At 69.4% G+C, this 23,761-nt stretch carries 20 protein-coding genes and 1 pseudogene; 12 read left to right on the forward strand and 9 right to left on the reverse strand.

Annotation, left to right across the window (positions count from 1 at the left end; genetic code table 11):
- Nucleotides 1-110: 110 nt before the first annotated feature.
- Complete coding sequence (locus ON26_RS32195) at nucleotides 111-320, reverse strand: hypothetical protein (protein WP_083883954.1); 210 nt, start codon at nucleotides 318-320, stop codon at nucleotides 111-113.
- Between the two features lie 305 nt (nucleotides 321-625).
- Here ON26_RS32195 and coaE point away from each other — a divergent pair.
- Together coaE and ON26_RS09070 are read left to right on the forward strand one after the other, a co-directional pair.
- Nucleotides 626-1,567 (forward strand): annotated as a pseudogene (gene coaE, locus ON26_RS09065) (dephospho-CoA kinase); the annotation flags it as partial.
- A 126-nt stretch (nucleotides 1,568-1,693) separates the two neighbouring features.
- Nucleotides 1,694-2,131, forward strand: a complete 438-nt coding sequence (locus ON26_RS09070; protein ID WP_040795563.1) for a hypothetical protein — start codon at nucleotides 1,694-1,696, stop codon at nucleotides 2,129-2,131.
- A gap of 79 nt (nucleotides 2,132-2,210) precedes the next feature.
- Here the strand turns inward: ON26_RS09070 and ON26_RS09075 are convergent, their stop codons facing one another.
- Nucleotides 2,211-2,732: a ribonuclease FAU-1 family protein gene (locus ON26_RS09075; RefSeq protein ID WP_040795564.1), complete on the reverse strand. Its 522-nt coding sequence runs from the start codon at nucleotides 2,730-2,732 to the stop codon at nucleotides 2,211-2,213.
- Nucleotides 2,733-2,993: 261 nt separating this feature from the next.
- On the opposite strand from ON26_RS09075, the gene uvrB reads away from it, so the two are divergent.
- The gene (gene uvrB, locus ON26_RS09080; RefSeq protein WP_040795565.1) at nucleotides 2,994-5,168 is read left to right on the forward strand and encodes an excinuclease ABC subunit UvrB; all 2,175 of its coding nucleotides are present in this window, start codon (nucleotides 2,994-2,996) and stop codon (nucleotides 5,166-5,168) included.
- Nucleotides 5,169-5,243: 75 nt separating this feature from the next.
- Here uvrB and ON26_RS09085 read toward each other — a convergent pair whose 3' ends face one another.
- Nucleotides 5,244-5,714, reverse strand: a complete 471-nt coding sequence (locus ON26_RS09085; RefSeq protein WP_040795566.1) for a VOC family protein — start codon at nucleotides 5,712-5,714, stop codon at nucleotides 5,244-5,246.
- 67 nt (nucleotides 5,715-5,781) lie between these two features.
- On the opposite strand from ON26_RS09085, the gene ON26_RS09090 reads away from it, so the two are divergent.
- Both ON26_RS09090 and ON26_RS09095 read left to right on the forward strand, forming a co-directional pair.
- Nucleotides 5,782-6,636: a helix-turn-helix domain-containing protein gene (locus ON26_RS09090; protein ID WP_051026855.1), complete on the forward strand. Its 855-nt coding sequence runs from the start codon at nucleotides 5,782-5,784 to the stop codon at nucleotides 6,634-6,636.
- Between the two features lie 430 nt (nucleotides 6,637-7,066).
- A complete protein-coding gene (locus ON26_RS09095; protein ID WP_040795567.1) occupies nucleotides 7,067-7,519 on the forward strand; it encodes a universal stress protein in 453 nt (150 codons plus the stop codon).
- 66 nt (nucleotides 7,520-7,585) lie between these two features.
- Here ON26_RS09095 and ON26_RS09100 read toward each other — a convergent pair whose 3' ends face one another.
- Together ON26_RS09100 and ON26_RS09105 are read right to left on the reverse strand one after the other, a co-directional pair.
- The gene (locus tag ON26_RS09100; RefSeq protein ID WP_083883958.1) at nucleotides 7,586-9,886 is read right to left on the reverse strand and encodes a HelD family protein; all 2,301 of its coding nucleotides are present in this window, start codon (nucleotides 9,884-9,886) and stop codon (nucleotides 7,586-7,588) included.
- 181 nt (nucleotides 9,887-10,067) lie between these two features.
- A complete protein-coding gene (locus ON26_RS09105) occupies nucleotides 10,068-11,417 on the reverse strand; it encodes a diguanylate cyclase domain-containing protein (protein WP_040795568.1) in 1,350 nt (449 codons plus the stop codon).
- Between the two features lie 187 nt (nucleotides 11,418-11,604).
- On the opposite strand from ON26_RS09105, the gene ON26_RS09110 reads away from it, so the two are divergent.
- Entirely contained in the window at nucleotides 11,605-12,780 is a 1,176-nt protein-coding gene (locus ON26_RS09110; protein WP_245545781.1) for a beta-ketoacyl synthase N-terminal-like domain-containing protein, read from the forward strand.
- A gap of 15 nt (nucleotides 12,781-12,795) precedes the next feature.
- On the opposite strand, the gene ON26_RS09115 is transcribed toward ON26_RS09110, so the two are convergent.
- Nucleotides 12,796-14,547, reverse strand: coding sequence for a sensor histidine kinase (locus ON26_RS09115; RefSeq protein ID WP_040795570.1), 1,752 nt, complete (start codon nucleotides 14,545-14,547; stop codon nucleotides 12,796-12,798).
- A 202-nt stretch (nucleotides 14,548-14,749) separates the two neighbouring features.
- On the opposite strand from ON26_RS09115, the gene ON26_RS09120 reads away from it, so the two are divergent.
- Nucleotides 14,750-15,478 (forward strand): sigma 54 modulation/S30EA ribosomal C-terminal domain-containing protein, encoded by a 729-nt coding sequence (locus ON26_RS09120; RefSeq protein WP_245545782.1) that lies wholly within the window; start codon nucleotides 14,750-14,752, stop codon nucleotides 15,476-15,478.
- Nucleotides 15,479-15,500: 22 nt separating this feature from the next.
- Here ON26_RS09120 and ON26_RS09125 read toward each other — a convergent pair whose 3' ends face one another.
- On the reverse strand, nucleotides 15,501-16,124 hold the full coding sequence (locus ON26_RS09125; RefSeq protein WP_040795572.1) for a response regulator transcription factor: 624 nt from the start codon (nucleotides 16,122-16,124) through the stop codon (nucleotides 15,501-15,503).
- A 234-nt stretch (nucleotides 16,125-16,358) separates the two neighbouring features.
- Between ON26_RS09125 and uvrA the strand changes: the two genes are divergently transcribed.
- On the forward strand, nucleotides 16,359-19,487 hold the full coding sequence (uvrA, locus tag ON26_RS09130) for an excinuclease ABC subunit UvrA (protein ID WP_040795573.1): 3,129 nt from the start codon (nucleotides 16,359-16,361) through the stop codon (nucleotides 19,485-19,487).
- 639 nt (nucleotides 19,488-20,126) lie between these two features.
- On the opposite strand, the gene ON26_RS09135 is transcribed toward uvrA, so the two are convergent.
- Complete coding sequence (locus tag ON26_RS09135; protein ID WP_040795574.1) at nucleotides 20,127-20,486, reverse strand: DUF1844 domain-containing protein; 360 nt, start codon at nucleotides 20,484-20,486, stop codon at nucleotides 20,127-20,129.
- Nucleotides 20,483-21,019 carry a DinB family protein gene (locus tag ON26_RS09140; protein ID WP_040795634.1) on the reverse strand — a complete coding sequence of 179 codons (537 nt, stop codon included), beginning with the start codon at nucleotides 21,017-21,019 and terminating at the stop codon, nucleotides 20,483-20,485. The genes ON26_RS09135 and ON26_RS09140 overlap by 4 nt, the downstream gene beginning before the upstream one ends.
- A gap of 360 nt (nucleotides 21,020-21,379) precedes the next feature.
- Between ON26_RS09140 and infC the strand changes: the two genes are divergently transcribed.
- From infC to ON26_RS09160, 4 genes are all read left to right on the forward strand, one after another.
- The gene (infC, locus tag ON26_RS09145) at nucleotides 21,380-22,024 is read left to right on the forward strand and encodes a translation initiation factor IF-3 (protein ID WP_085998976.1); all 645 of its coding nucleotides are present in this window, start codon (nucleotides 21,380-21,382) and stop codon (nucleotides 22,022-22,024) included.
- A gap of 57 nt (nucleotides 22,025-22,081) precedes the next feature.
- Nucleotides 22,082-22,276, forward strand: a complete 195-nt coding sequence (gene rpmI / locus ON26_RS09150; protein ID WP_040795576.1) for a 50S ribosomal protein L35 — start codon at nucleotides 22,082-22,084, stop codon at nucleotides 22,274-22,276.
- Nucleotides 22,277-22,355: 79 nt separating this feature from the next.
- Nucleotides 22,356-22,736 (forward strand): 50S ribosomal protein L20, encoded by a 381-nt coding sequence (rplT, locus tag ON26_RS09155; protein ID WP_014983432.1) that lies wholly within the window; start codon nucleotides 22,356-22,358, stop codon nucleotides 22,734-22,736.
- Between the two features lie 106 nt (nucleotides 22,737-22,842).
- Nucleotides 22,843-23,667, forward strand: a complete 825-nt coding sequence (locus ON26_RS09160) for a TrmH family RNA methyltransferase (protein ID WP_040795577.1) — start codon at nucleotides 22,843-22,845, stop codon at nucleotides 23,665-23,667.
- The last annotated feature ends 94 nt before the right edge of the window (nucleotides 23,668-23,761 follow it).

Here is a 23,761-nt window from a genome sequence, read left to right on the forward strand (position 1 = left end):
CCATCGCCCACCGGAAGCCGGCCGGTCGATACCGGGCCGGGCCGCGGGTACGAGAAAGGCCCGGCCGGGTGGCCGGGCCTTCGGAGCGGGTGGAACGGAAGCGGATCGGATCAGTTCGCGGTGGCGGGTACCCAGCGCGTGGTCGCGGGCGCCGGAGTGCTCCGGCGGCGAGCGGCGAGACTGTGCCGGGCAGGCTGCAGCAGCGCCGACAGCCACGGCCGGCGATGCTCGGCGTGGGCGGCCGCGACAGCGGGGATCGCGAGGCAGTGCACCCCGCCTGCCATACCGAGGCGGTGGCGACCCGCTCGGCGGATTCTCATGCGCAATGGATTTCCTTCGCTCGGTGTCGGACTGGGGGATTCGGTCTGATTCGCCAGGGCGAAGATTAGTCGAGCGACACGCGCATTCGGCGTATTTTGCGGGCCCGAGCGGGGGAGCGTGTCGTAACTTTGTCGCCGTCGGCGGTAAACCGATGAAAATGTTGCGATATCGTCTCGGCGATATCACGGTCCGGGCAAAAAGAAGGGCGGCCGGTAACGAATTCTCCGGCGGCGACGAAAGATTCTGCCCGAATGCGGCCTACGCCCACGGATGAGCCGTCGTGCCGGGATGCGAGACTGGGCGCATGTTGCGGATCGGCCTCACCGGAGGCATGGGAGCGGGCAAGTCGACGGTGGCGCGGATTCTCGCCGAGCGCGGGGCGGTGATCGTGGACTCCGACGTCATCGCGCGGGAAGTGGTGGCGCCCGGGACCGAGGGGCTGGCCGCGCTGGCCGAGGCGTTCGGCGCGGACATCCTGGCTGCGGACGGCAGCTTGGATCGGCCCGCCCTGGCGGCCAGGGCATTCGCCGACGACGAATCCAGGACGAAACTCAATGCCATCACCCACCCGCTCGTCGGCAAGCGCACCGCGGAATTGATCGCGGCCGCACCTGCCGACGCGATCGTGGTGCAGGATATTCCGTTGCTGGTGGAAAACGGTCTCGCGCCGTTCATGAATCTGGTGCTGATCGTGGACGTACCCGCCGAGACCCGAATTCGCAGGTTGGTGGAATTCCGGGGCGTGCCCGAGCACGACGCGCGCGCCCGGATCGCGGCGCAGGCCACCGACGAGCAGCGGCGCGCGGTCGCCGACGTGCTGTTGGACAACAGTGGCCCGGAGGGGGCGATCGCGCCGGTCGTGCACGAACTGTGGGACCGGCGACTGGTCCCCTTCGAGCGCAACCTGCGCACCGGCGTCGCGGCGGAGGCGAGCCCCGACCTCCTGACCGCCGATCCCGGCTGGGCGGCCCAGGCGCAGCGGCTGATCGCCCGGCTGCGGGTGGCGTGCGGCGCCGCGGTGTCGGGCATCGAGCACGTCGGTCCGACGGCGGTGCCGGAACTGCCCGCGCGGGATCTCCTCGATATCCGGGTGACCGTCGCCGATGTGGCCACCGCGGAGGGTCTGCGGGATACGCTCACGACCTCGGGATTCCCCGCGCTCGGCGATGGCGGGAACGATGCGGAGGCGGGCGAGCGGTGGCACGGCAATGCCGACCCCGGCAGGCCCGCGCTCGTGCGGATCCAGGCTGGGGAGCGGGGCGAAAGTAGTTAAAAGCTTTTATTTCAGAAATAACCGTGGGCTTGCCTTTGTCTGTGTAGCGTGACGCCTACCCACACGAGTGGGTAGGGAAGACAGGAAGTTGCAACGCCCATGACAGCATCACACCGTCACCTGCGGCGCGCCGGTTTCGGCGCGTCGGCATTCGGCGCCATGGTCGCCACCGCGGTGCTCACCGCCCCGCACGCCGCCGCCTGGGTCGGCGATCTCTCCGTGTCCGGCGAGAATCACACCGTCGACTGCTCCTACACCCTGACCGCCCGGGTCGACCTCGACCGGCTGACCGAGGTGAAGTTCACCGACAACGGCGTGGCGATCCCGGGCAGCCCGGTGAAGCCCTCGCTCCTCAGCGACAAGGTCACCATCAAGTGGAAGCCGACCACCGCCGGTTCGCACCGGCTGGAGGCCAGGCAGCTGCTGATCAGCGACTCGCTGACCGTGCAGGTGGCCGCGAGCTCCGGCGGATTCACCGGCAGCGCCTCCTGCGGTGGCGGGCTCGGCGGCTTGCTCCCGAGCCTGTCGGCGGGCTGATCCGCGGACGGCACCCGGAATCGGCCCGGCGGATATCCGCCGGGCCGAATGTCGTTTCCGGTGTTCGTTCGAGGTGTTCTCAGCGCCAGGTGAGCGTGATGCCCAGCGAGTCGAGCCAGCGTTCCAGCGAGTAGCCGTGCGCGGCGATCCCGTCGATGGCGCGGGTGGCGTTCTCCACGGCGGCCTGCGCCTCGGCGGCGGTCAGCAATCCCGAGGCGTGTGCGGCGAGCAGTTCGTCCACGTCGAGCAGTTCGGTGTCGCGGCCGGTGCGCACGACGATGTCGAGGTAGTGGTCCACCGAGCGCCACAGCTGCGGCTCGACCTGGGCGAACACTCCGAGATCGAGGTAGAAGTCCTGGTCGCGGGGACACTCGGGGGTGAAGTCGAAGACGGTGACGCGCAGCGAGAGCTCGGGCAGCAGCCAGGATTGCAGGTAGTGGAATTCCGGGTGGTCGGAATGCCGCGCCATGTACAGGCCCCACGGTTCCACCCGGTAGCGCTCGACCGCGCGGACGAAGCCCTTCGGGTCGGTGTTGGTCTTGTTCGCCACATCGAAGTGCTCGACCTTGGGCCGGTGCACATGCACGGGTGCCTGCGTCATGGACCGAAATCTACCGGTGTCGCCGGGGTGAGGTGTTCAGCCGACCGGTAGGGCGAGCGTTGCCGAACCGACCGGTTCGGATCGTTGAGAGTTGAACTTGTTGCTAGACGATAGCTGGCGTGGATATTCTGGCTCGGCCCGAGGCTCGAGCGTTCCGATCCGGTTCCCCGCCATCAGCCGGGGGCGTGAGTCGGGCCGGGCTGGAGGGGAGTCCGGCCCGCTCGGGCGATTCCTGTCGGTCCTCGCAATTACGCTGGTTCCATGGCTTTCGCTACCGAGATCCCCGCCGAGGACGAGAGCACGCCTCTCGCGCACTCGGAGTTCCGCCCGGTCGGCTCCATCGAGCGTGTCGAGGGCCGCTTCGAGGTGGTCAGCGAACACAAGCCGGCCGGTGACCAGCCCGCCGCCATCGCCGAACTGGAGCGGCGCATCCGCTCCGGGGAGAAGGACGTGGTACTGCTCGGCGCCACCGGCACCGGCAAGTCCGCGACCACCGCCTGGCTCATCGAGCGCGTGCAACGGCCGACCCTGGTGATGGCGCCGAACAAGACGCTGGCCGCCCAGCTGGCCAACGAACTGCGGGAGATGTTGCCGCACAACGCGGTCGAATACTTCGTCTCCTACTACGACTACTACCAACCCGAGGCCTACATCGCCCAGACCGACACCTACATCGAGAAGGACAGCTCGATCAACGACGACGTGGAGCGGTTGCGCCACGCCGCCACCTCGAGTCTGCTGTCCCGCCGCGATGTGGTGGTGGTCGCCTCGGTGTCGTGCATCTACGGCCTGGGCACGCCGCAGTCGTATCTGGACCGGTCGGTGGCGCTCGAGGTCGGCACCGAGGTCGATCGCGACGCACTGCTGCGGCTGCTGGTCGACGTGCAGTACACCCGCAACGACCTGTCGTTCACCCGCGGCTCGTTCCGGGTGCGCGGCGACACCGTCGAGATCATCCCGTCCTACGAGGAACTCGCGGTCCGCATCGAGTTCTTCGGCGACGAGATCGAGGCGCTGTACTACCTGCACCCGCTCACCGGTGACGTGGTGCGTCAGGTGGACACCGTGCGCATCTTCCCGGCCACCCACTACGTGGCGGGGCCGGACCGGATGGAGCGCGCGGTGGCCGATATCGAGGCCGAACTCGAACAGCGGCTGGCCGAACTGGAACGGCAGGGCAAGTTGCTCGAGGCGCAGCGGCTGCGCATGCGCACCCAGTACGACCTGGAGATGATCCGCCAGGTCGGCTTCTGCTCCGGCATCGAGAACTATTCGCGCCACATCGACGGCCGCCCGGCCGGATCGGCGCCCGCGACGCTGCTGGACTACTTCCCCGAGGATTTCCTGCTCGTCATCGACGAATCGCACGTGACCGTGCCGCAGATCGGCGGCATGTACGAAGGCGACATGTCGCGCAAGCGCAATCTCGTCGAGTACGGCTTCCGGTTGCCGTCGGCCGTGGACAACCGGCCGCTGACCTGGGAGGAGTTCGCCGAGCGCATCGGCCAGGTGGTCTATCTGTCGGCCACCCCGGGGCCCTACGAGCTGGGGCAGACCGGCGGTGAGGTGGTCGAGCAGGTCATCCGCCCGACCGGCCTGGTCGATCCGCTGGTGGTGGTGAAGCCGACCCAGGGACAGATCGACGATCTGCTGCACGAGATCCGGCTGCGCACCGAGCGCGACGAGCGGGTGCTGGTCACCACGCTGACCAAGAAGATGGCCGAGGATCTCACCGACTACCTGCTCGGCCTCGGCGTGCGGGTGCGCTACCTGCACTCCGAGATCGACACCCTGCGCCGGGTGGAACTGCTGCGACAGCTGCGGTTGGGCGAGTACGACGTGCTCGTCGGCATCAACCTGCTGCGCGAGGGCCTCGACCTGCCCGAGGTCTCGCTGGTGGCGATCCTGGACGCGGACAAGGAGGGCTTCCTGCGCAGCAGCACCAGCCTCATCCAGACCATCGGCCGCGCGGCCCGCAACGTCTCCGGCGAAGTGCACATGTACGCCGACAAGATCACCGACTCCATGCAGCACGCCATCGAGGAGACCGAGCGGCGCCGCGCCAAGCAGATCGCCTACAACGAGGAGATGGGGATCGACCCGCAGCCGCTGCGCAAGAAGATCGCCGACATCCTCGATCAGGTCTATCGGGAGGCCGAGGAGACCGAGGTGGAGATCGGCGGGTCGGGGCGCAATGCCAGCCGCGGTCGCCGCGCCCAGGGCGAGCCGGGGCGCGCGATGAGCGCGGGCGTGTTCGAGGGTCGCGACGTGAAGTCCATGCCGCGCGCCGAACTGGCCGATCTGGTCGGTCAGCTCACCGATCAGATGATGAACGCCGCCCGCGAACTGCAGTTCGAGCTGGCAGGCCGGTTGCGCGACGAGATCGCCGACCTCAAGAAGGAATTGCGCGGTATGGACGCCGCCGGACTGGGCTGAGCCGTGCCCGCCGGCGGATGCGCCGCACCGGTCTCCGATCGTGGAAGCCGGTGCGGCGCGGCACTTCCCGCTCGATCAGACCTGGGTGGCCAGCCACTCGTTCACGCGCCGCTCGCCCTCCTCGCGGGAGACGTCCTCGACGCGGGTCATCACCACCCAGCGGTGCCCGAACGGGTCGAGGACCAAGCCGTAGCGGTCGCCGGTGACGAAGGTTTGCGGCTGTTCCACGCCTCGGGCGCCGCGCTCGGACGCGCGCCGGATCACCGCATCGACATCGGGGCAGTAGTGCACGATCGAGGTGTGCACCCACTCGCCGTTGGGTGCGAGCACGCCGTGCTCGGGCACCGGCATGCCCACCTGAACGGTGGAATCGCCGATGCGCAGTTCGGCGTGTGCGGGATTGCCGTCCGGAAGGTCGTTGCGGCTGAAGACTTCGGCCCCGAACACCTCGGTGTAGAAGTCGATCGCGGCATTGCCATCGGCGACCGCCAGGAAACAGGTGATGGAGTGGTATCCCTCGGGAATCGGATCAACCTTCGCTGTCATGGCTTCGAGTCTGCTGGGCCGGGCCGCGGCGGGCTTGTAAGAAGGCGACAATCCGCGGGAGCGCGCCGTGGAGACTGATCCGGGGGAGAAGGGCATCCTGCATCCGCGTGAGCAGTCCCGGCATCGCCGGCTGCGCAGGCTGTCGCCCGGCCCGTCGGCGGGCCGGTTCGTGCAGTGGTACTGGCTGGTCGACTGGGATCTGCGCGACCGGCCCGCCTATCGCGCCGAGGTGCTCTCGTTCCCCTGCGTGAACCTGACCTTCGAACGCAGCGCGACCCGCACCGGCGCCTTCGTCACCGGCGTGACCACCACCCGCTACATTCGCGAATTGACCGGCGCGGGCCGCGTTTTCGGGGTGCGGTTCCGCGCCGGTGGGTTCGGCGCCTACACCGGATCCGATGTCGGTGCGCTGCGCGACCGCAGTGTCGAACTGCGCGAGGTGTTTCCGGACGTGGGGGATCTCGGCGAGCGGGTGCTGGCCGAGGACGACGACGAGGTGCGCCGCGCGCTGGTGGAGCAGTGGCTCGCGGCCGAGGCGGTCGAGCCGGACGAAACGTATCGCCTGGTGCTGCGCATCGTGGCGGCAATGGAACACGATCGCGAACTGACCCGGGTGGACCAGGTGACCGAACGATTCGGAGTGTCGGTCCGCACGCTGCAACGCATGTTCGCCCGGTATGTGGGGGCGAGCCCGAAGTGGGTGCTGCGCCGCTATCGCCTGCAGGACGGAGCGGATCTGCTCGCCCGCGGCGATGTCACGGATTTGGCCGGGCTGGCGGTGGAACTCGGCTATTTCGATCAAGCGCATTTCTCTCGTGAGTTCGGCGCAGAGATCGGAATGTCGCCCTCGGAGTATGCGCGGCATTCCTCGGTCGCTGTCGGAGGATTTGCGCCCGATACGGTTCAGCGCACCGGCGGGTAATTCGAGCGGGCGATTTTCGGGAGGTCGCGAGAGTTGACCGTGGCGGGGTTCACAATGGCCCGCGAGGGTCTGTGGTCGCGGTAACAGGACTGGTCAAGGGGCTCGGCGTCGCGGCGCCCGGTCGCGTGCGACGTGCGCCGCGATTTCGGCTCCTGTGATGAATGTCCCAGCGTGCCAAGCCACTTCGGATTCGTTGTGACTGTTCACAGCATGCGCCCAGGACAATTCCGATTCGCCCTGGTGAGTCGGTGCCCGGCACAAACACGGCCGGTCCGGAATCGGTGCCACCGCGACATGACGGACTGTGATGTGTTGCGAATTATGCAGTTTTCGCACCCGGAGGGGCTATCGTCGGTTCAGTCGCCGCGCCGGTGCCCGACATGCCGGGAGTGCTGAGCGCAGGTACCCGACCCGCATAGTTGGAGGAGAAATGACCGCCTACCGGACCATTGTCGTCGGTACCGATGGCTCGGACTCGTCGTATGTAGCAGTCGAGAAGGCCGCCGCGCTGGCGGCCGACGCCGGAGCCACCCTCGTCGTGGCCTGCGCCTACTACCCGACCGACGACCGGGAGATCGCCGCCGCCGCCGATGTGCTCAAGGACGAGGCCTACCAGGTCCGCGGGTCGGCTCCGACCACCGAGATCCTGCGCATCGCCCGCGACAAGGCCGCGGCGGCGGGCGCGAAGGACATCGTCGAGCGCCCGATCGTCGGTGAACCCGTCGAGTCGCTGCTGAGCCTGATCAAGGAGACCGACGCGGATCTGCTCGTCGTCGGCAACCGGGGTCTGAACACGCTGGCGGGCCGCCTGCTCGGCTCGGTGCCCTCCGATGTCGCGCGCAAGTCGCGCTCGGATGTGCTGATCGTGCACACCGTGCGCTGACCCGCCTCCGCTCGGGCGAGCTCCGCATCCTGGCGTCCGGGATGCGGAGCTCGCCTTTTTCCGGGGTCAGTCCAGTGCGGCGAGCACCTCGGGCAGATCGGCGCTGTGCACGACGATCAGCCGCTGGGTGGCGCGAGTCAGCGCCACGTAGAGATCGTTGAGCCCGCGCGGGGATTCCGCGATCAGCCCCGCGGGTTCCACCAGCACCACATCGTCGAACTCCAGGCCCTTGACCTGCTGCACCGTCAGCACCCGCACCGACTCGCCGTCCAGTTCCGCCAGCTCGGTGGTCGTGTCGGCCGGCGCGATCACCGCGGTGGTGCCGGGTCCGCGCCGCTGCGCCACCACCTCCGCGACCCGCGCGGCCAGTTGCTCGCGTCCGACCCGGTACGCGACCGGCGGATGCCCCGAGTCGCGCACCGAGCGCGGCGCGCTCGCCGTGGGATCGATGGCGGCCAGCACGTCGGCGGCGATCGCCATGATCTCCGACGGGGTGCGGTAGTTGACGGTCAGCTCGGTCAGTTTCCAGCGCTTGGCGACATACGGTTCCAGCACCTCCTGCCAGGACGACGCGCCCGCCGGGTCGCCGGTCTGGGCCACATCGCCCACCACCGTCATCCACCGGTTCGGAATGCGCCGCATGACCATCCGCCATGCCATCTCCGAAAGTTCCTGCGCCTCGTCCACGATGACGTGCCCGTAGGTCCAGGTGCGGTCCCCGGCCGCGCGCTCGGCGGCGGTGAGCTTGGCGCGCACGTCCTGGCGTTCGGCCAGCTGGGCGGCGTCGATCAGGTCGTAGGCCATCAGGATCTCCGGATCGAGATCGTCCTCGAGATCCTGCGGCGCGGAGCCGGTGAGGATGTCGAGCGCGTCCTGTGCCTCGGCGATCTTGGACCGCCAGCGCCTGCGGGCGCGTTCCCGCTCTTCGGCGTCGTCCACGCCGAGCAGCTCGGCCAGCTCGTCGAGCAGCGGAGCGTCGGCGGCGCTGAATTCACCGGTGTCCGGCCGCAGCAGCTCGGCGCGTTCCACCGGCTCCAGCGAGCGGCCCGCCTTGTCCAGGCGGTCAGGGTCGGCGAGCAGATCGGCCAGCACCTGTTGCGGAGTCAGCAGCGGCCACAGCCGGGCGATGGCGGCCTGGACGGCGGGATCGGATTTCATCTCGTCGCGGATCTCGGCCAGATCGGCGCGACTGAGCAGGCTCGGCCCGCCGGACAGATCCGCGCCCATGGTCTGCGCCAGCTGCTCGGTGAGCGCGTCGATGACGGAGTTCGCGAAGATCGGCCGGGCGAGATTGTGCGCGCGGCGCGAGGAGCGGGCCCGCCCGCGCGCCTTGGTGGCGATCTTCTTGTCCAGCGTCACCGGATAGCCGTCGAAGGACAGCGCGATCGGCTGGGCGGGCACCTCCTGGCGTTCTCGCACGGCCTGCTTGAGCACCTCGAGCATGCGCAGCGAACCCTTGATCTCGCCGGCGCGCAGCGAGTCCGCCCTGGTCGCCTTCACGCCCGGATACAGGTCGCCGATGGTGGACAGCAGCACGCCGGTCTCGCCGAGCGAGGGCAGCACCTGGCCGATGTAGTCCAGGAAGGTGGCATTCGGGCCGACGATCAGCACGCCGGACTTGGCCAGCTGCTGGCGGAAGTTGTAGAGCAGGTACGCGGCGCGGTGCAGGGCGACCGCCGTCTTGCCGGTGCCCGGCCCGCCCTGGACCACGAGCACACTCTTGTGTTCGGAGCGGATGATCGCGTCCTGCTGGCTCTGGATGGTCTCGACGATGTCGGTCATGTGCCCGGTGCGGGCGGCGTTGAGGGCGGCCAGCAGCGCGCTCTCGCTGCCGACGCCGCCACCGGAGTCGACCATGCCCGCGCGTTCGGCGGCGTCGAGATCGAGGTATTCGTCGGTGATCGCGGTGACCGAGCGGTTGCGGGTGCGGATGTGCCTGCGCCGGGTGACCCCGTCCGGCGCGGCCGTGGTGGCCAGGTAGAACGGGCGGGCCATCGGAGCGCGCCAGTCCAGCAGCAGGGTGGCGTAGTCGTCGCGTTCGTCGAGGATGCCGATCCTGCCGATATATCGTGGTTCCTCGCCCTCGGCCGCCAGATCTATGCGGCCGAAACACAGCCCGTGCTCGGCGGCGTCGAACTTGGTCAGCTCCTCGGTGTAGAGCTGGGTGAACGATTCGCGTTCGCTGCGGGCTTGCGGGGCGCCGCTGTTCTCCAGCAGGACGGTGCGCAACCGGTTCTGGGTGTAGGCGCGCATCCCGTCGAGCCGGTCGTAGAGCAGCGTCAGGTAGTCCTGTTCGCGGGCGATCTCACGGTCGCGCTCGGCAGCGGCGTCGGTCGTGTCGCCGGCCAGGGGGAGGCGGTCGGGCACTGTGAACTCCTTCTCGATGCCGCTGTCCGGTGCGGAAGCGCTGCACGGGGCCGCCGTGCGCGAGGCAGGTGCGCACGGCGGAAAACAGAGCTGTCGAGTCTACTGGGAGTTCGCCGCTCCCGCCGTCACCGCCGCCCCGGTCCGGCGGGGCTCGGCCGATGTGCTCTCGGACGCGGCGCCCTCAGCAGACGTGCGAGGAGTCGATGCCGCGATGCTGGGCAGCGCCGAAGCGGTCGCGGTGGCCGGGCGGCTTGGCCCGGTACATGGCCACGTCGGCGTCGTGCAGCACCTCTTCCGGAGTCCGCGGGTCGCCGGGGCTCAGCACGGTGCCGCCGATGGACGCGCGCACCTCGATGCGGTGTCCGTTGGCGATGATCGGCTCGGCCATGGTGGCGCGCAACCGGGCGATGATGTCGTCGAGGTCGACGCGGCCCGGGCCGTCGGCCAGCAGCACCAGGAACTCGTCGCCGCCGAGCCTGCCGATCGAATCGCCCGCCCGCAGCGCGCGTTGCAGCCGTTGGGCGACGATCTGCAGCACGGTGTCGCCGGTGGCGTGGCCGAGCGAGTCGTTGATCGATTTGAATTCGTCGAGGTCGATGAACAGCACGGTGGCCACCGGCAGGTCGTCGCTGCTGGCGGCGAGCGCCCCGGCGAGTTGCGAGAGGATCAGCGAGCGGTTCGCCAGTCCGGTCAGCGAGTCGTGGGTGGCCTGGTACTCGAGCTGGCGGCGGCTGGCGCGGAACTCGGTGATATCGGAGAACGACGACACCACCGAGGAGTAGCGGTCGCCGGGATTGAGCAGCCTGCTGCTGCCGGTGAGCCAGCGTCGTTGTCCGTCGCGCCGGTCCACGCCGAAGACATAGCCGGTGAACGGCTCGCCGGTGGCCAGCGTGCGAGCCATCGGATGCTCGGTCACCGGCATCGGTTTGCTGTTGGCGTCGAGCAGGACCAGCGGCAGGTCCTCGATATCGTGCCCGACCACCTCGTCGGCGTGCTCGACCGCGCCGAAGATGCGCAGGGCGGCGGGGTTGGCGGATTCGATGACCCCGCCGCGCGCGATCACCACCACGCCCTCTTCCAGCTGTGAGACCACGGCGGTGAAGTGCTGTTCGGCGCGGCGCTGGGCGTCCTCGGCGGCGCGTTGCGCGCTCAGGTCGTGGATGACGACCTGATAGGCGTAGTGGTCGTGCCAGGGCGTGAGCACCGAGACGGTCTCCACCGGAACGGTGCTGCCGTCGGTGCGCCGCAGCAACATCTCGGTGGGGGCCGAGGCCGCGCCCGCGGTGGTGAGTTTGCTGATGCGATGCAACATTCCCGGCACCGAGGCCGGGTCGACGAATCGGGTGAGCGGCCTGCCGACGAGTTCGGCGGCGTCGCGGGCTCCGAGCAGACGAACCGCCGCGTGGTTGACGTAGACGACGATTCCGTGCTCGTGCACGCAGATCCCGTCCGGTGTGTGCTCGATCAGCGCCCGATAACGCTGGGCGAGCTGCTCGGCGTCGAACGCGTCGTTCGTAAGCTCCTCACCCACCTCGTCGACCCCCGATCGTAGACCTGGCTATGGTTGAAAAGATCACACCGCTATGACTGTCGTACAGCTCATATTGTCGCCCAGAAGTTCGCATTCACCCCGAACTTGATCATTACATCTGGCAACGGATCATGGGAAGGTGGGGTTCCGGGCCGCAGCGGTGTCCGGAACCGGGGAGGAGCGGGCTATGCCGGAGGTCGGGCCGAGACCGGGGCAGCGCATGCGGATCGCCGGCGTAGGGGCCGTCACCGGGTACGGGTGGGGTGTCGAGGCGCTGTGGCGAGGGTTGCTGAGCGGGAAATCGGCGGCCGCGTTGCATCCGGGATACGGGCCGGAGCGCGATGAACAAGCCTGGGTCGCGCTGGTTCCCGAGGGCGGCGACCCCGAGACCGGCGACTACCGCTACGCCCGCGCGGTTCGTGCGTCGGTGCGCGAGGCCGTCACCGACGCCGTGGATCGTGGCTGGGAGCCCGGCCGGACCGTGGGCGTCATCCACGCGATCGTGCTCGGCGACGTCCGCAACTGGCGTGATTTCTACACCGTGGACGGTGGCCACCGGGGATCTCGCGGCTACCTGACGCTGCTGCCCTCCACGCCGATCGCGATGGTCATGCGCGAGTTCGGTTTCCACGGCCCGTCGATGAACGTCTCCGCGGCCTGTAGTTCGGGCAGCGTCGCCATGATCACCGCGCAGCTGTGGCTGGAGGCCGGACTGGCCGACGATGTCGTCGTGGTCACCTCCGACATCTCCTGCACCCCGGACATGGTCGAGCATTTCGTCCGGCTCGGCGCCGCGGTCACCGACGCCGACCCGCTCACCGCCTGCCGGCCCTTCCAGGAGGGCAGCCGCGGTTTCGTCTTCGGCGAGGCCTCGGCGGCCTTCGTGGTCACCCGCACCCCGGGCAGGCCGTACGCGGCGGTGCTCGGCGGCGCCATGACCAACGACGCCCACCACGTGGTGTCCATCGAACCCACCTACGCACACATCATCGAGTGCGCGCGCATCGCCCTCGCGCGGGCCGGCGTGACCCCGGACGAGGTGACCTATCTCAACGTGCACGGCACCGGCACCGCGCAGTGCGACGCGGCCGAACGGGACCTGAGCGCCACCGTGTTCGGCGACCGTCCGTGGCTGCACGCGCTCAAACCGCTCACCGGGCACAGCCAAGGGGCCGCGGCCGGCGTGGAGATCGCCGTCGCCGCGCTGGTCTACGAGCGCGGGGTGGTACCCGCGGGGCCGGTCGTCGCGCCCGCCCACCCCCGATTGCTCGACGGCACGCAGCCGTTCGAGGGCGGCATCACGGTGAAAACCGCACTCGGTATGGGCGGCCACAATTCCGTGCTGGTACTGGGACCCGCCTGACCACGCACACCTGCCCTATTCGCCGCGGCTGCGCTCCTGCGCCGGCAGCGGGACCGACCAGCGCAACAGCGTGCCGGGCAGCGTGCCCCGGCCCGGTTCACGAGCCGGGCCGATCTCGAACCGTCCGCCGGCCTTCTGCGCCCGCTGCTCGAGATTGCGCAGGCCGCTGCGCGCCACCCGCTTGGGCACGCCCCAGCCGTTGTCGCCGACCACGATCGTCAGCTCATCGTCCACGGTGATCTCGACGGTGAGCGTGTCCGCCCCCGCGTGGCGCACGGCATTGCTGACCGCCTCACGCACCACCGCCTCGGCATGATCGGCGAGCTCGCCGTCGACCACCGACAGCGGGCCGTTCACCCGCACCGTCGACCGCAACGCCGACTCCCCGGTCTGCGTACGCACGGCGCGCTCGAGCCGCTGCGCCAGCCCTTCGCCGTCGTCGTCGCTGTGCAGATCGAACACCGCGCCCCGGATCTCCTGCACGACCTCCTGCAGTTCGTTGACCACCGCCGAGAGCCGGCTGCGGACCTCGGGCACCTCCACCTTGGGCATCGCGCCCTGCAGCGTCAGCCCGATCGCGAACAGGCGCTGGATCACGTGGTCGTGCAGATCGCGGGCGATGCGATCGCGATCGGCGAGGACGTCGAGTTCGCGCATCCGACGTTGGGCGTCGGCCAGTTGCATCGCCATCGCCGCCTGGTCGGTGAAGGCCGCGGTCAGTTCGATCAGCTCGTCGGGATAGCGCGGGGCGTCCGCGGGCCGCACGGCGACGAGCACGCCCAGCGTCGTGTCCGGGGTGCACAGCGGCAGCACCAGGGCCGGGCCCGCGTCGGGCAGCGGCACGCCGAACTCGCACCCGGCGGATTCCTCGAACCGCAGCGGCCGGTGACGCTCGAGCGCGTCGCCGAGCACGGTGCCCTCGGCCGGGATCGCGGCGCCCTCGTGTCCCTCGCCCGGCCCCGACCAGCAGGTGATCAGCAGATCGGTGGGCTCGCCCGGCGCGATCGGGCCGTCGGGCACGCAGGCCAGGAAGCAGCGCTGCGAACCGGTCAGCGCGCGCACGTGCTCGACGACATGGGTCAGCACCTCGTCGGCGTCGGTGCCCGCCAGGAATTCTGTGGCGGTGTCGCGGGTGGCCTCGATCCAGGCGTGCCTGGTCCGCGCCGATTCGTAGTGGCGGGCATTGTCGACCGCGATGCCCGCGGCGGCGGCCAGCGCCTGGACCAGCGCCGCGTCGTCGTCGGTGAAGGCCGCGCCGCAGGCCTTGTCGGTGAGATAGAGACTGCCGAACGCCTCGTCGCGGATGCGGATCGGGACGCCGAGGAACGAGCTCATCGGTGGGTGACCGTCGGGGAAGCCGACCGATTCCGGATGCCCGGCCAGCTCGTCGATGCGCAACGGGTCCTTGCGGCGGAACACCGCGCCGAGCACGCCGTGCCCGGCGGGCAGCCGGCCGATGCGTTCCCGCACGCCCTCGGCGACGCCGCCCTCGATGAACTGCGTCACCTGCTTGTCGCGGTCGCGTACCGCGAGACCACCGTAGCGGGCGTCGACCAGGCTGATGGCGGTGCGGACGATGGCGCGCAGGGTCTCGTCCAGATCGAGCCCCGAGGTGACGGTGAGCATCGCCTCCACGAGTCCGTCCATGCGGTCGCGGGAATCGATGATCCGCTCCACCCGGTCCTCGACCTCGGCGAGCAGTTCGCGCAGGCGAGCACGGGAAGTGCTGTCGCGCACCGGATGCCGGTTCTCACCCCTGTCGATCATGCCGTCCCCGTCCCCTCGGCGCGCATCCGCCGCGCACGGCGATTCTAATCCCCGGATCGGGGACTTTCGGCCCTGTCCACCCCACCGCCGCAGCCGCGAGACTGATCCACCGGGGATGAGAGAGCAGGGGTGTCATATGGGTGCGACCGGAGCGCTGTCGTTGTCCGAACATTGGTCGAGTGCCGCAGATCCGGAATTGGCCGTGACGACGCGTGGCGACGTCGCGCCCGCGGACGTGACCCGCGCGGTGCGCGCGATCGGCCGGGTGTTGCGTCGTCACCATCTCGACGTTCCCGCCCGTGTCCGCATCACCGCGCCCGCTCCGCTCGGCGCCGACGACCGGGACCGGCCGAACGTGGTCCAGGCCAATGTCCGCCTGCCGCACACACCGGCTCGCGTGCAGGTCACCGGACCGCGCGGGTTCGCGGTGACCTTCGCCGTCGAGCGCCTGGACCGCCAGCTGACCCGCCTGGCCGCCCGCCGCGGCCGCGACTGGCCCGATCCCGCCCGCCCGCCGCTGGCCGAGGTGACCGCCACCCGCCCGATCGTGCGCCGCAAGCGCTGCACCCTGCTCATCGGCACGCCCGCCGAGGCCGCCGCGGTGATGGACGCGATGGATTACGACGCCCACCTGTTCACCGACTCCGACACCGGCGAGGACGCGATCGTCTGCTGGACCCAGCCGGTCGGGGTGACATTGATCCGGCAGCGCAGCATCGCTCAGGTGGGGGAGCGCGATCAGGACCTGCTCGACTCGGTGCCGCTGCGGGTGCGTTCCGAGCCCGCGCCGGTGCTCACCGAATCCGAGGCGGTCGAGCACCTGTGCGGGCGCGGGCAGGCGCTGCTGTTCTTCACCGACGCCCGCACCGGCCGCGGCCGGCTGCTGTACCGCCGCTACGACGGCGATCTGACCATCGTGGCGCCCGCCTGAGCCGAGGCCGAGGGGCCTCGGCTCACAGCCCGCGCAGCTTGGAGGCCAGCACGGCCGCCTGGGTGCGCCGTTCCATGCCGAGCTTGGCCAGTAGTCGCGAGACGTAGTTCTTCACCGTCTTCTCCGCGAGGAACATGCGGGCCGCGATCTGCCGGTTGGTCAGTCCCTCACCGAGCAGGGTGAGCAGTTTGCGCTCCTGGTCGGTGAGCCCGGCCAGCGGCCCGGTGTCCGCGCGCAGACGCGCCTTCAGCGCTTCGGCGGCCCGGTTGTCCAGCAGTGAACGGCCCGCGCCGACGGCCTTGATCGCCTCCGCCAGCTCCATGCCTTTGATGTTCTTGACCACATAGCCGCTGGCGCCCGCCATGATCGCGTCGAGCATGGCGTGCTCGTCGGTGTAGGAGGTCAGGATCAGGCAGCGCAGCCCGTCGATCTCGGCGAGCAGTTCGCGGCACAGTTCGATGCCGTTGCCGTCGGGCAGGCGCACATCGAGTACCGCCACGTCCGGGCGGGCCGCGCGGATGCCGGTGCGTGCGCTCGCGACGTCACCGGCCTCGCCGATCACCCGCAGACCGGGATCGCTGTCGAGCAGGTCGATCAGGCCCCGCCGGACGATCTCGTGGTCGTCGACCAGGAACACCCCGAGCACGCCTCCCGGTGCCGATGATCCGGACGACGACCGGCCGGTGGCCGGCTCGAACGAATTTCCCACCGGGCCACCGTATCCCGCTCGCCGTGCGGCCGCATCGTGCTGGGGCGCGATCGGGTGGCGGCTGTGATGTGCGCCGTCGATCCGGCGAACTTGTCGGTGGGCGCGCCTAGCATGGCGATCGGGGGTCATGTCTGTTCATTCGCTGTACCCGATCGAGAAGGGACTCACCTGGTGGCCGATCGCCTCACTGTGCGCGGAGCTCGGGAGCACAACCTGAAAGGGGTCGACCTCGATCTGCCCCGCGACAGTTTGATCGTGTTCACCGGCCTGTCCGGCTCGGGCAAGTCGAGCTTGGCCTTCGACACCATCTTCGCCGAGGGGCAGCGCCGCTACGTGGAGTCGCTGTCGGCCTACGCCCGCCAGTTCCTCGGCCAGATGGACAAGCCGGACGTCGACTTCATCGAGGGCCTCTCGCCCGCGGTGTCCATCGATCAGAAGTCCACCAACCGCAACCCGCGCTCGACCGTCGGCACCATCACCGAGGTCTACGACTACCTGCGCCTGCTCTACGCCCGCGCGGGCACCCCGCACTGCCCGGTCTGCGGCGAGCTGATCGCCAAGCAGACCCCCCAGCAGATCGTCGACCAGGTGCTCGCCATGCCGGAGGGCACCAAGTTCCAGGTGCTCGCGCCGGTGGTGCGCACCCGCAAGGGCGAGTTCGTCGACCTGTTCGACCAGCTCAACACCCAGGGCTACTCGCGCGTGCGGGTCGACGGGGTGGTCTATCCGCTCACCGAGCCGCCCAAGCTCAAGAAGCAGGAGAAGCACGACGTCGAGGTGGTGGTCGACAGGCTCACCGTCAAGACCAGCGCCAAGCAGCGCCTCACCGACTCCATCGAGACCGCGTTGCGGCTGGCCGACGGCATCGTCGTGCTGGATTTCGTGGACCGCGACGAGCACGCCCACGATCGGGAGCGCCGCTTCTCCGAGCGGCTGGCCTGCCCGAACGGCCACCCGCTCGACATCGAGGATCTCGAACCGCGATCGTTCTCCTTCAACTCGCCCTACGGCGCCTGCCCCGACTGCACCGGCCTCGGCATCCGCAAGGAGGTCGACCCCGAGCTGGTGGTCCCCGATCCGGACCTGAGCCTGGCCGAGGGCGCCATCGCGCCGTGGTCGCGCGGTCAGACCGCCGAGTACTTCAACCGGTTGCTGTCGGGCCTGGCCGAGGCGATCGGCTTCTCGATGGACACCCCCTGGCGTCAGCTGCCGGTCAAGGCGCGCAAGGCGGTGCTCGAGGGCAGCTCGGACCAGGTGCACGTGTCCTACACCAACCGCTACGGCCGCAAGCGCTCCTACTACGCCGACTTCGAGGGCGTCATGCCCTTCCTGCACCGGCGGATGGACAACACCGAGTCCGAGCAGATGAAGGAACACTACGAGGGGTACATGCGCGATGTGCCCTGCCCGGTCTGTCAGGGCGCGCGGCTGCGTCCGGAGATTCTCGCGGTCACCCTGGCCGCGGGCGCGGAGAAGAAGTCGATCGCCGATGTCAGCGAGCTGTCCATCGGCGCCTGCTCGGAATTCCTCAACGGCCTCACGCTGGGGGAGCGCGAGACCGCGATCGCCGGTCAGGTGCTCAAGGAGGTGCAGGCTCGGCTGGGCTTCCTGCTCGACGTCGGCCTCGAGTACCTGTCGCTCTCGCGGGCCGCCGCCACGCTCTCGGGTGGCGAGGCGCAGCGCATCCGGCTGGCGACGCAGATCGGTTCCGGCCTGGTCGGCGTGCTGTACGTGCTCGACGAGCCGTCCATCGGCCTGCACCAGCGTGACAATCGCCGGCTGATCGAGACGCTGACGCGGCTGAAGAACCTCGGCAACACCCTGATCGTCGTCGAGCACGACGAGGACACCATCCGCGCCTCGGACTGGGTGGTCGACATCGGTCCGCTGGCGGGCGAGCACGGTGGACGCGTGGTGCACAGCGGTCCCTACGAGGAACTGCTCGTCAACACCGAATCGCTGACCGGCGCCTATCTGTCGGGTCAGCAGGTCATCGAGGTGCCGATGGTGCGTCGCCCCGTCGACAGGTCGCGCACGCTCACCGTGGTCGGCGCCACCGAGCACAATCTGAAGGGCATCGACGTGTCCTTCCCGCTCGGCGTGCTCACCTCGGTGACCGGCGTATCCGGTTCGGGCAAGTCCACCCTGGTGAACGACATCCTCGCCACCGTGCTGGCGAACAAGCTGAACGGTGCGCGCCAGGTGCCCGGCAGGCACACCCGCGTCAACGGCCTCGAGCATCTCGACAAGCTGGTGCGGGTCGATCAGTCGCCGATCGGGCGCACCCCGCGGTCCAACGCGGCCACCTACACCGGTGTGTTCGACAAGATCCGCACCCTGTTCGCGGCCACCACCGAGGCCAAGGTGCGCGGCTACCAGCCCGGCCGGTTCTCCTTCAACGTCAAGGGCGGCCGCTGCGAGGCGTGTTCGGGTGACGGCACCCTCAAGATCGAGATGAACTTCCTGCCGGACGTGTACGTCCCGTGCGAGGTCTGCCACGGCGCGCGCTACAACCGCGAGACCCTCGAGGTGCACTACAAGGGCAAGACCATCGCCGAGGTGCTGGACATGCCCATCGACGAGGCCGCCGAGTTCTTCCAGCCGGTCACCTCGATCCATCGCTACCTGGAGACGCTGGTCGACGTCGGCCTCGGCTACGTCCGCCTCGGTCAGCCCGCACCCACGCTCTCCGGCGGCGAGGCCCAGCGCGTCAAGCTGGCTGCCGAGCTGCAGAAGCGCTCGGCCGGGCGCACCGTCTACATCCTCGACGAGCCGACCACCGGCCTGCACTTCGAGGACATCCGCAAGTTGCTGATGGTCATCAACGGTCTGGTCGACAAGGGCAACACCGTGATCGTCATCGAGCACAACCTGGATGTCATCAAGACCTCCGACTGGGTGATCGACATGGGCCCGGAGGGCGGGTCCGGCGGCGGCACGGTGGTCGCCGAGGGCACGCCCGAGGACGTCGCCGCGACTCCGGCCAGCTACACCGGCCGCTTCCTGGCGGAAGTGCTCGAGCAGGCGGCCGCGGCCCCCGCCCGACCGGCCGGCAGCCCGACGGCCGCGCGACCGGCGCCGAAGAAGGCTCCCGCGGCGAAGAAGGCCCCTGCTGCGAAGGCGGCCGGGGCGTCGAAGTCGGGCGCCGCGGCGAAGCGGGCGGCCTCGGGCAAGAGTACGAGCGCGGGGAAGGTAGCGGCTGCCGAGAACGCCGCGGCCCCGGTGAAGGCCGCGAAGAAGAAGCCGGCCGAGAACGCCGCCGCCAAGCGTGCGGCCAGGAAGGCAGCCGCCTTGCGCTGATCGTGGGTGAGAGGGCAGGCGGGACGAGTGATTCCGCGTCGACGGCCGGTGCGCTTCTGCGTGCCGGCCGTCGTATGTTTGCTGGTCAGCGCCTCGGACAGGGGAGGGTGGGCGCGTCGCGGTGCGGCGAAGTTACCCGGGCGTCAAAACCCGGGGAAAGTGAAACGATGATGTGTAAGATCGGCGTCACCGTGTCCGGGAACGGTTCCGGACAGTCGCGGTACACGATCCCCGGCGCCGAGGCGCGGTGGCGCACCGACGGAGCTCCACCCTAAAGGCCGAAGCCGGGGGACAAGAAAGGAATGCAGCCATGGAAGGCGTGGACATCGCCGGAATTCTCGAGCTCGTTCTCGGATTCCTGGGCAGCGGCTCGTCGATCAACTACATCCCGGGCACGCCTGCCTGAGCGCGTCCGTCACGGAAGGAATCAACACCACATGGAATCCGGAAGCTCCGGTCTCACCGCACTTTTCACCGCCCTGGCCAACATGCTGAGCTCGGGCTCCTCGATCTCGGTCACCCCGCCGCCGGCCTAGTGACTTCCGGGCGGGGCGGCCGCTGCCAGGCCGCCTCGCTCCGTCCCGGCGCGCTCTGTCGTCGCGGTGACGATTCCCCGGCTTCGGGACCACCCGATCGGGCTCAGTAGACGGGGCCGGTGTATTTCTCGCCCGGCCCCTTGCCCGGCTCGTCCGGATGAGCCGACGCCTCGCGGAACGCGCGCTGCAAGGCCTGCAGTCCTTCGCGGATCGGTCCCGCGTGTGGCCCCAGATACTCCACCGAAGCGGTTACCAGCCCTGCCAGCGCCGTGATCACCCGCCGTGCTTCGTCCAGGTCCTTACGCGGGCTGTTGTCCGGGTCCTCGTCGGCCAGTCCGAGTTTCTCCGCGGCCGAACTCATCAGCATCACGGCCGCGCGGCTGATCACCTCGACAGCGGGGATCTCGGCCAGTTCGCGCACATCGCCCGGTTCACGCGGGGAGTCGTCGAGCTCGTCAGTCATGACTGACAGGCTAGCGAGGCCGCTCGCAGCATCCGGAGCTGGCCGATCTCGGCGATGTTCTTCATCAGTTCGGCGTTCACCCACCCCGCCAGGTGTGCGATGGTCAGGCCGGCCGCCGCGGGCCACGGATAGGCCGACGGCGCCTCGAATCCGGCGTCGGCGACCGAGTCCAGGGCCGCCGCCCATTCGGCGCGCAAGGTGCGCAAGCGCGTGAGCGCGGCCGCGCCGCTGCCCGCCCAGCAGAACTGCTCGCGCGGGGTCGGCTCCCGCCCGGCGACATGATCGAGCGCGGTGCTCCACCACCAGTCGATGTGCCAGCTGAGCCAGGCGATCGTGGGGGCCGGGATCGGGTCGGGCTCGGTGTCGGCCCAGTCCGGGCGCCACCGCCCGTCGCGGCCGCGGTGTACCGTCCAGACCAGCTCGGTGGGCTGCCAGAGGAAGTCCGTCTCGGTGAGTGTGTCCACGTGCACCTCGGCCAGCGCCCAGGTCAGATCGAACTGCCAGCGCAGCAGTTCGCGCGAGGGTATCGGCATGCTGGACAGCATGTGGGGCGCTGCCTGCGCGCGCAACGGGATTTCCGGCGATCCGGTCCCGGGCGATTCGGAGCACGGGCGTGATAGTGCTAGACTTTCTGCCGACGACCGCCCCGGCTGTGCTGGGGCTGACAAGTGGAGCCCGACTCCCACCGTTGCCGGCGACGACCGTTCGGACGATCGCACTGGTGAAACGGTCCGGTCATCCGCCGATACGGGCGGATTTTCCGCGCGAGATCCGTGCGCGGGAGTCGTTGCGATTCCGTCGCATCGGCGATCGGTCGACTCGGGCCCCGTTGCGGTGAAATACCGCACCGGGGCTTTTGTGTTGAAACAGGGGTTGCATTACTTGCGGTCGTCGTGACGACACCGCTTGACCTAGGAGGCCCCATCAGCACTGAGACCCGCATCAACGATCGCATCCGTGTTCCCGAGGTCCGACTCATCGGACCTGGCGGCGAGCAGGTTGGGATCGTGCGTGTTGAAGATGCACTACGCGTCGCAATGGAAGCCGATCTCGATCTCGTCGAGGTCGCCCCGGATGCCCGTCCGCCGGTCTGCAAGATCATGGACTACGGCAAGTTCAAGTACGAGACCGCGCAGAAGGCGCGCGAGTCCCGGAAGAACCAGCAGCAGACCGTCATCAAGGAGCAGAAGCTCCGGCCGAAGATCGACGACCACGACTACGAAACCAAGAAGGGCCATGTGATGCGCTTCTTGGAGGCCGGGTCCAAGGTCAAGGTGACGATCATGTTCCGGGGTCGCGAGCAGTCCCGGCCCGAACTCGGGTACCGGTTGCTGCAGCGGCTCGCCGGCGACGTCGCCGACCTGGGTTTCGTCGAGACCTCGGCCAAGCAGGACGGTCGCAACATGACGATGGTGCTCGCTCCCCACAAGGGTGCGAAGACCCGCGTGAAGGCGCAGCAGGCGGCCACGCAGCCCCGGCAGGCCGCCGCACCGGCCCCCGCCGCCGACCAGGGCGGGCAAGCCGCCGGTCCGCAGTAATACGTTCAGATGCCGCAGGTCTCCCGGTGACCTGCGGGACGACAGATAGAGGAATCCATGCCGAAGATGAAGAGCCACAGCGGCGCCTCGAAGCGATTCAAGGTGTCCGGTAAAGGCAAGCTGCTGCGTCAGCAGGCGAACCGTCGCCACCTGCTCGAGCACAAGTCCTCCCGCCGGACTCGTCGTCTGGACGGCACCGAGGTCGTCGCGGCTGCCGATGTCCGTCGCGTGAAGAAGCTGCTGGGCCGGTAACTCGCTCCACCGGCTCACCGCCATCCTCCCGACCACATCCGGGCGCGACCGCGCCCCCTACTCGATCAAGGACTGACCAGTGGCACGCGTCAAAAGGGCCGTCAACGCTCAGAAGAAGCGCCGTTCCATCCTCGAGGCCTCCAAGGGCTACCGGGGCCAGCGCTCGCGGCTGTACCGCAAGGCCAAGGAACAGCAGCTGCACTCGCTCACCTACGCCTACCGGGACCGCCGGGCGCGCAAGGGTGATTTCCGCAAGCTGTGGATCGCGCGTATCAACGCCGCGGCGCGCTTGAACGACATCACCTACAACCGCTTCATCCAGGGCCTGAAGGCCGCGGGTGTCGAGGTGGACCGCAAGATCCTGGCCGAGCTGGCCGTCTCCGACGCCGAGGCGTTCGCCGGTCTGGTGGCCGTCGCGAAGGCCGCGCTCCCGCAGGACGTCAACGCCCCGGCCGCCTGAGCCGAACCTCGTTGACAACGGGAAACTCTTCGGAACGACCCGCGGACGCGCTCTCACGGGCGCATCTCGCGGGTCGTTTCGTCGTATCGCACCGCGGTGGGTCGTCGTGGACGAGCTGACGAGCCGGCACAATCCGCGAGTCGTCTCGGCTGCCAAGCTCCATCGGGCCGCGCACCGCCGCAAGACCGGGCTGTTCCTCGCGGAGGGGGCGAACGCGGTGACCGCCGCGCTGGCGACGGGCCGCGTCCGGGAGCTGTTCTACTCGGCCGCCGCGGCCCAGCGCGAGCACGAGCTCGTCGCCTCGGCCGCCGCCACCGGCGTGCGCACCACGCTGGTCGACGACCGCGCCGCCGAACACCTCGGTGAGACCGTCACCGCTCCGGGCCTGGTCGCCGTCTGCGAGCAGATCGACGTGCCGCTTGCCGACGTGCTCGGCCGCGACCCGCGCCTGCTGGCGGTTCCGGTGGAGATCGCCGAGCCCGGCAACGCAGGCACCCTGATCCGGGTCGCGGATGCGGTCGGCGCCGACGGTGTGGTGCTGGCCGGCCCCACCGTCGACCCGCACAACGGCAAGTGCGTGCGGGCCAGTGCGGGCAGCCTGTTCCACGTGCCGATCGTGCGCGGCCGTGAGATCGAGCAGACCCTGACCGCGGTGCGCGAAGCCGGGCTCACCCTGCTGGCCACGGCGGCCGACGGCGAGGTCGACCTCGACGAGGCCGACGAGATCCTGGCGGGCCCGGTGGCCTGGCTGTTCGGCAACGAGGCGCACGGCCTGGATCCGGCCGTGGCGGCCCGCGCCGACCACCGCGTGCGCATCCCCATCCACGGCCGCGCCGAGAGCTTGAACCTGGCCGCCGCGGCGGCGATCTGCCTCTACGCGAGCGCCCGTGTGCACCACCGCGCTCGCGACTCGGATCCGGCGCGCCGGTAATCCGGGTGAATCGCCGGAAACCGATCCCATAGGATTTCGTACCAGCAGCAATCCGGACCGGGACTCGACCCGGCCCGCACCGACCCCAACGGGA

This window comes from Nocardia higoensis NBRC 100133 (assembly GCF_000308595.1).
In the GTDB taxonomy this organism is placed as follows: domain Bacteria; phylum Actinomycetota; class Actinomycetes; order Mycobacteriales; family Mycobacteriaceae; genus Nocardia; species Nocardia higoensis.